Source organism: Allocoleopsis sp. (genome assembly GCF_036703385.1).
In the GTDB taxonomy this organism is placed as follows: Bacteria; Cyanobacteriota; Cyanobacteriia; order Cyanobacteriales; family Coleofasciculaceae; genus Allocoleopsis.
Window position 1 is genome coordinate 1 of record NZ_DATNPA010000440.1, and the last position, 7,390, is coordinate 7,390.

Annotated in this window: 7 protein-coding genes; 3 read left to right on the forward strand and 4 right to left on the reverse strand. The window is 47.0% G+C overall.

The window, feature by feature from the left end; genetic code table 11:
• Positions 1-71 precede the first annotated feature (71 nt).
• Positions 72-464 (reverse strand): DUF2281 domain-containing protein, encoded by a 393-nt coding sequence (locus V6C93_RS21595; RefSeq protein WP_333478738.1) that lies wholly within the window; start codon positions 462-464, stop codon positions 72-74.
• Entirely contained in the window at positions 461-655 is a 195-nt protein-coding gene (locus V6C93_RS38390; RefSeq protein ID WP_349262791.1) for a DUF6883 domain-containing protein, read from the reverse strand. Before V6C93_RS38390 ends, V6C93_RS21595 begins: the two co-directional genes overlap by 4 nt.
• Before the next feature lie 276 nt (positions 656-931).
• Between V6C93_RS38390 and kaiC the strand changes: the two genes are divergently transcribed.
• Both kaiC and V6C93_RS21605 read left to right on the forward strand, forming a co-directional pair.
• Complete coding sequence (kaiC, locus tag V6C93_RS21600; protein ID WP_333478739.1) at positions 932-2,644, forward strand: circadian clock protein KaiC; 1,713 nt, start codon at positions 932-934, stop codon at positions 2,642-2,644.
• A 40-nt stretch (positions 2,645-2,684) separates the two neighbouring features.
• Positions 2,685-3,041, forward strand: a complete 357-nt coding sequence (locus tag V6C93_RS21605) for a circadian clock KaiB family protein (protein WP_333478740.1) — start codon at positions 2,685-2,687, stop codon at positions 3,039-3,041.
• Between the two features lie 93 nt (positions 3,042-3,134).
• Here the strand turns inward: V6C93_RS21605 and V6C93_RS21610 are convergent, their stop codons facing one another.
• Together V6C93_RS21610 and V6C93_RS21615 are read right to left on the reverse strand one after the other, a co-directional pair.
• Positions 3,135-5,711 (reverse strand): hypothetical protein, encoded by a 2,577-nt coding sequence (locus V6C93_RS21610; RefSeq protein ID WP_333478741.1) that lies wholly within the window; start codon positions 5,709-5,711, stop codon positions 3,135-3,137.
• Between the two features lie 29 nt (positions 5,712-5,740).
• Positions 5,741-6,232, reverse strand: coding sequence for a hypothetical protein (locus V6C93_RS21615; protein WP_333478742.1), 492 nt, complete (start codon positions 6,230-6,232; stop codon positions 5,741-5,743).
• Positions 6,233-6,540: 308 nt separating this feature from the next.
• Here V6C93_RS21615 and V6C93_RS21620 point away from each other — a divergent pair, with 308 nt between their 5' ends.
• Positions 6,541-7,359 (forward strand): hypothetical protein, encoded by an 819-nt coding sequence (locus tag V6C93_RS21620; protein ID WP_333478743.1) that lies wholly within the window; start codon positions 6,541-6,543, stop codon positions 7,357-7,359.
• Positions 7,360-7,390: the final 31 nt, after the last annotated feature.

The following is a 7,390-nucleotide window of genomic DNA, read 5'->3' on the forward strand; positions in this document are numbered from 1 at the left end:
AGGGGAAGATGGAAGTGCGATCGCATCCCCTAAGTTGTTTGGCATAACGGCTTGCAATCGCACACTATAGTTCACTTAACCCTTTGTCGCTTTTGCAGTAAAAACTCAGCGAAATCCTGCACCTCAGTTAACAAATCCTCCGATAGCTCATCCAAAACAGCAGCTAATCTTGCCCGTACCCCCGCCGTTTCTTCGACAGGTTTGACTAATTGCAACTGATGAGGATAGACCATTTCCACAGCAAGGGTTTCCAGAAAAGACTCTGCATCTTGGCGATTAGCTGGGACGAAATTCTCTGCTGCATCGTACTTCACCCAGTCGCCAAACAGTTCTACCATGTAGGCTTCGCCCTCTTTAAAAACTTCGACAACAGCACCCAGTGTCCCTGGTGGTGCCGTACCCCCATCAGTTAAGGCGATCGCTTCGGTCAACTTCACTGAGTCAAACAGCTCAAATCTAGTCATTGCTGTCCTCCCTTCCGGTCTGGAAATGCTGTCACAAATCTAGCTATGTCCTCTCCAAATAGCACAATCCAAACTGTTAAAATCTGCCGGGACAAACCTGTTGACCCCGTAATAGGAACAGAAGCTTGGTAGCGATCGCTTACAAGGCACTGCCCCAGGGAACGATGGCCTAAACCACTGCTAAAGGCGATCGCAACTTAACTCAACCATCTGCATGATTTATATTCACATAGACTTGAAATTGTCAAGGAAGATAATCGACAATTTAGAGAAATCTAACTTCTGGATGAGTTCTCCCTTAGTTTTGACTACACCCAAGTCTCGATTTTCTGACTCTGCAAACTACTTATACTGAGTTATTAGCTTTGAATCAAAATCTCGTGGGCGAAAACCTAACCCTAGCTGCTCAATAACCGTTTCGATTACTCTCCACTTGACTAACCTGCTAATACATCACCCAACTCAAGATGACCACACAGCTACACAAGGCTATGCTTGCCAAATGCCAAACTGGCATCCAGGGACTTGACGAAGTTACCAATGGGGGATTGCCTCAGGGGCGTCCAACATTGATTTGCGGCAAGGCAGGCAGTGGTAAAACGCTGATGGCAATGGAGTTTCTTGTACGCGGCGCAGTACACTACGGTGAACCGGGCGTTTTTATGTCCTTTGAAGAGTCTGCCGAAGAACTAACGCAAAATGTCGCTTCACTGGGTTGGGATTTGCAGGCGCTGATTGCCTCCAAGAACATGGCGATTGATTACGTTCATATTGAACGGAGCCAGCTCGAAGAGATCGGTGAATACGATCTGGAAGCATTATTCATTCGGCTGGGTTATGCCATTGACTCTATCAAAGCCAAGCGAGTTGTCTTAGATACAATCGAGGTACTTTTTGGGGGCTTATCCAACGATGCGATCGTGCGGGCGGAACTGCGGCGGCTGTTTCTCTGGCTCAAAGATAAGGGTGTTACAGCTATTATCACGGGTGAAAGTGGCGATAACATACTGACGCGGCATGGTTTGGAGGAATATGTTTCCGATTGTGTTATCCGGCTCGATCAGCGCGTGAGTGATGAACTTTCAACTCGACGTTTGCGCATTGTTAAGTATCGTGGCTCCAGGCATGGCACTAACGAATATCCATTTTTAATCGAGGAAGATGGCATTTCCGTTTTACCCATCACCTCCATCGGCTTAGAACATGAGGTATCCACCGAACGAATATCCACTGGCATTGAGCGGCTCGATACCATGCTGGAAGGTAAGGGATTTTTTCGGGGTAGCAGTATCCTGATTTCCGGCACCGCTGGCGCTGGCAAAAGTTCTATAGCTGCCCATTTTGCCAACGCTACTTGTCGGCGGGGGGAACGATGCCTCTATTTTGCTTTTGAGGAATCAGCCAACCAAATTATCCGTAATATGCGATCAATTGGCATCGACCTGGAAATATTAGTAAAAAAAGGTCTGCTGAGAATCCAAGCCTTGCGTCCTACCTTCTATGGCTTAGAAATGCACCTCGTTAAGATGCATCAGTTGGTCAACAAATTTAAACCAAGGGTTGTGATTATCGATCCGATATCCAATCTGACCTATAGCGGCAACGAGATTCAGATCAAATCATTCTTGATGCGGCTGATTGATTTCCTGAAAATGCAGCAAATCACTACTTTGTTGACCTGTCTAAATGCAGACGGCAATCCTTTGGAACAGACAGACGTGGGTATTTCATCCTTAATGGATACCTGGTTGCTGCTGCGTGATATTGAAAGTAATGGTGAGCGCAATCGTTTACTTTATCTCCTCAAATCTCGTGGCATGGCACACTCGAATCAGGTGCGTGAATTCCGTTTAACGAGTTCCGGGGTGGAATTAGTGGATGTGTATCTCGGGACTGAGGGCGTGCTGACAGGTACGGCACGGGCTGTACAAGAGGCACAGGAAAAAGTAGCTGCATTAGCCCGTCGGCAGGAAATCGAACAGAAGCAACGTGAACTTGAACGGAAACATCAAGTAATGGAATCCCAAATAACAGCTTTGCGATCTCAGTTTGAGGCTGAAAAAGAAGACATAAACAGAATGATTCAGCAAGAAGAGCTACAGGAGCAAAGCAGGCTTCAGGAGCGAGTAGAACGGGCGCAGTTCCGTCAGGCAGATAAAGTTGACAATGTAGCAGACTGACTAGGAAGGAAATTGAATGGTTAGCGGCAGCAATATAGTTATGAATAATTCAGTAGAAGGGAAGGAGAGTTCATCCGAAATCTCCCAAAGTTATAAAGAAGAGTTTGAGCAATCTATCTTAAAGCTAGAGATAGAAAATTATGTTTTTCGGTTGTATGTTGCCGGAAATTCTCCTAAATCTGTACGTGCTATTCAAAACCTGAATAAAATCTGTGAAAAATACATAAAAGGACATTATGAAATTGAGGTAATTGATATTTATCAGCGACCTGAACTTTTAGAACAAGAGCAAATTTTTGCTATACCAACCCTGATAAAGAAGCTGCCACCTCCTTTACAGAGGTTAATTGGCGATATGACGAATATAGAAGAAGTTGTCATTTGTTTAGGTCTTTGAGATTCAAACTGTAGGGAAGGCAGACGGCAGAGGGCAGAAGGCCAAAGGGAAGAAGAGAAAAGATTGAGTTCCTCCTGTCCAGCGATCGCACTCTCATTCAAAACGATTGTTTTCAGGTGACCAGCGCCTCAAGCTGTAGGTATTCTTCCCATTCAGAACTAAAGCCGCAGGGCCACCATCCTCTAAGTCTGCGATCGCCGTCAGTGAGGTATTGGCATCTTGGGACAATTCGCTGTATATCAAGGTTCCGTCGTCGGAAAAAATGAGAGTTAGGGGTCTATACAGCTCATTGTTCTCTACAGGTCGCTTGTTATTTAGCGTTTTTAAGGCTCCAAAGATGCGGTCTTCGTACAACGTCAACACCGCATCTGGCTTGTTGTTACCCGTTAGCTCAACCAGTTGAACCGACCATTGCCCCATTTCCTTGAGCATGGCTGCATTAGTCGGCAGTGCGCCAGACTTAAGATGACCACTCTTCACTAACTCGCCCCTGAGTGTCGGGAGAAGTGCTGATACCCACTGAGGCTGTACTTGGTTGAGGCTGGATACGGTCGTAGAAGACGGTTCTATCCATTGAAGGGCGGCGTCTGTGTAGGCCAGAAGGCGACTTTTTGCAGCGGAGTCAGCGGTTTTGAAGGTCGGTAACACATCACCTGCTGCCAACAATTGGAGGACACCACCTTGGAAAGAGACCGCTTTCACCGTCGCTTGGGTGGATTCCTGGCGTCCCTCGGCATTCCAGACGGTAATCTGAATTTGGGACTCCGTGCCTAAGCCGAGATAGTTCCACAGCTGCTTGGCACTGACTGAGTTGGGCAGGAACAAATTAGAAAAAGGGGCTTGCCACCAGCGTTGACCATCGTGGAAGGCCGCAACCTGCACCTGATACCAGACTTGTAGTGGCTCTAGTTGTAGATTCGGAACACCACCTCGCTCTGGGGGGGATGCTGTAGGGGAGACGGTAGGAATGGGACTGGCTTGGGCAGAGGCAGGTGGAGTCGGGATGTTGCCGATGGGGGCAGAAATGCGACCCGCCATGCTACTCCCTTCATTTTGCCCCTGCCCATCTTCTGGTTGCAGCCAATCCTTTGGATTGATACTTAACACAGGTTGTGCTGTACCAATAATTCGACTTCCCTGAGAGTTGGCGGGGGACGCTGTACCCAAGACCGTATCTAGACGGTCGAGTAATTCGTTGATTGAGGAGTAATTGACGGATTTATCTGTAGAGTGTTGCGCCAACCACGCGATCGCTTTTAATCGTCCTTGCTTTGCCGCCAAAATCAACGCGCCCCAAGCTTTCACCTCCATGTTATTGGGATTCACCTTGAGCGCCGTTTCAACCCGATCCAACAATCCTCCCGAATCAGTCTTGAGCAGGGTGACAATGTCTTGTGCCTGCACCCCTGGCACGAACGACTGGAAGATGAGCAACGCATCTGCCCAGCGACCATCCATTAAATTTGCCATGATCGAAGAACTAGGGCTTGCCCATGCTTGCTTGGCTTGGGATTGTGTAATCTGTGCGTGTAATTGAATCAGGTCTATTTGCGCTTGGGCAGCCGCTGACCCATTATTTTTCTTCGGGGATTGCAACAATTGCAGGGCGGGAGACCACAACCCATGACGGGCTAACAACAGGGCATTGCGAAAAGTTGGAGTGTCTAATGCAGGCTGGATTAGGGAAATTTCCTCCAGAACAATCGGGTTGGGCACAAAATTGCGAGGACGAAGCTGGTAAACCTTGAAGCGCGGTTCTAAACCTACGGTTTGATTAATAACTAATTCCGATTTGGCATCGCCGGTTACTTGCTGCCAATCGGGACTTTGTTCGTTCGGGGTTGTCCACTGCAACATCACACTCAGGTGCATCTGGTCGGGGTTGTAGTGAACCACCTGTCCGTAGGTCATGGGTGTGTCACCACTCAGCCGTTGACCAGAGAGATTGAACCAGAAACCAGGTTCTGGAGCTTTGTCGTCAAAGCGACTCAGTTTTGTTAGAGGCAGGGAACGAGATTCCGTGGCCTGATCTGCTTGGGTATTGAGTAGGGAAGAAAGGACAAAATACTCTTCAGGGCCTGCAATCTCAAGCTGAGTTGCCAGTTGATAATATCCCGGCTTAGTAGGCTGATACACTCTCAATTGAACAATCTGCTCACAATCGAGTTGGCAAGCTGGCGGAGATTTCGAGATGGGCAACAACAGCGCTGTCGAACCGTCATCGATGCCATTTTTAGAGAGGAATAGCGCTTCTCCTGGAATCAGTCCACTTTGGCGAACCTCGCTCTGAATCGTCTCAAGGGTTTTTGGCGGTGAAGAGTCAGAAACGGAAATACGAGTCCACTGTGGCAAATATCGATTGAGCCAAACCACCGCATTGGGGTTGACCATAAGCAGTATGGCTAGCCAGATGCCCCCAACAACCACAGCGCCTGAAGCCACTAAAATAGCGAGTGCGCCTAAGCTAACCAGACAACCCTTCAATCTTGCTTTTTGCTTCAAGGGGGGCGGCTGAACTTGGTGGGGTGAGTTCGCCATCGACTGGCGGCGAACGAGTGACTGACTAGAACCCCCTGAACCCGTCCCGACTGGTTTGTCCAAAGGTTTCTTGACCCGTCGCGTGTTTTTGACGGATGGTTGGCGCTGTGGTGAATCTTGAGGTGTTTTCATCGCTATTTTTAATCTCCGGCTCCTATTCCCTAATCCTGATGCCCGGATAACACCTGTTCATAGAGTTTACCAGCACGTTCCCAAGTATATTTTTGTTCCATCAGCGATCGCGCCTTCTCTGAAAGTTGTTTTCGCAATGAGCGGTTTTCAAATAGGCGGCTAACGGCGTACACATACTCAGTTGACTCCAAAACTTCCGGCACTGGATTCCCTCCTACAACTTCCAGCATGGCCTCCGGATACCGCTGTTGAATTTCCGGGAACACCTCCAAGCTAAAAAAACAGGCTGCATCAATGTTTGGGCGATTATTCATTGACCCGCATAATATCAGTCGGTGTCCTCCAGGGTTACAAACACGCTTAGGGTACACACTGAAATCAACTCCATTGAGAATCACCCAAATCTGACCCTCCGGCTCGAACGCAGCTAACTCACGCTTATCTTCGGGCGTTGTAACCACAATCTCAGTGAACTTAGCACAATATCGCTCCTCATAGCGACGTAGCAGCGCCAAATTCAACGGCTCAAAGTTTTCTCTATCAGTAGTTATAAATTTAACGATGAGGAATTAGAGATACTACATTCATATAAATTAGCTAAATTAGCTGGAACGAAGCAAATTCTGAGTTTAAGATTAATTAAAAAGGGAGAGCCTTTAGAGGGGCGTCGAATTTGGCAAAATTCCATTCAAATATCAGGACTTTTTCGCAAAGCAACCCTTGGGCTAATCTTGTCTTACTTACCTTTAATCCTTAAATTTTATAAATGACCAAATTGCGAAAGCTTGAAAATGACTGCATCCAAAATTGTATAAGGCAAGGGGGTTATATGGATACGGTTGAGCTGAAGTTGATTTTGAAATTATTGACGTTTGAAGATTATAGGGCACCCTTATCTAAAATCCAGCTTAATCCTACAATTTCAGAGACTGAGCGAGAGGAGATTTGCGGCAAGCTGTGCGATCGCGGATTTCTGGTGTGTTCCTATAAAATTAGCAAGTTTAAGATTGCTCCTCCCGGCAAATTCTTTCTGAAGCAGGACTCTGATGACTTACCCCTGACAACGCAGGAACGCAAGGTACTTCGAGCAAGCGCTCAAGGTAGGATAACGGCAAAAGAAACTGGCATTCCTGCTGAAGAACGACAAACCGTCATCCAAAGCTTGGCAGAGCGAGGATTGATTGAGGTAAAACCAAAGCACCAAAAAATTCAAGAGGTCTGGTTATCAGAACGAGGGAAAGAGTATCTGCAATATCAGTACAACCCTAGCGAAAGCTGTTCTGTTCTTAGTCCAGAGTTACTGAGTCATTATATCCAGTTTTTGCGGAAATCCTTCCAAGAGGTTCTGCCAGCACAGTCTATGGAGACAAAGACTCTCAGCGACGATAAGATTTTACTCACAATTGAGGAATTAGAGCGCCAATTAGTAACGGATAACGGTCTGCCAATTTGTCACTTGCGTGAGAAATTACATCCACTGCTATCGAGGGAAGAATTAGATGAGTCACTCTACCGCCTAGAACAGCTTGAGAAGATTGAGCTGACTGCTTTACGAACACCAACTGCTTATACTTTTAGTTCAGAGCAAATTGATGCGGGAATTGTTCAGGAGGTAGGGGCTCCCCTGTTTTTTGTGACATTGAAATAAATTTTGCTAGGGTAGTAAGGGCAGGCGTTTT

Coding starts and splice junctions, on each gene's coding strand:
- V6C93_RS21595 (WP_333478738.1), bottom strand. CDS start 464: ATGACTAGATTTGAGCTGTTTGACTCAGTGAAGTTGACCGAAGCGATC.
- kaiC (WP_333478739.1), top strand. CDS start 932: ATGACCACACAGCTACACAAGGCTATGCTTGCCAAATGCCAAACTGGC.
- V6C93_RS21605 (WP_333478740.1), top strand. CDS start 2,685: ATGAATAATTCAGTAGAAGGGAAGGAGAGTTCATCCGAAATCTCCCAA.
- V6C93_RS21610 (WP_333478741.1), bottom strand. CDS start 5,711: ATGAAAACACCTCAAGATTCACCACAGCGCCAACCATCCGTCAAAAAC.
- V6C93_RS21620 (WP_333478743.1), top strand. CDS start 6,541: ATGGATACGGTTGAGCTGAAGTTGATTTTGAAATTATTGACGTTTGAA.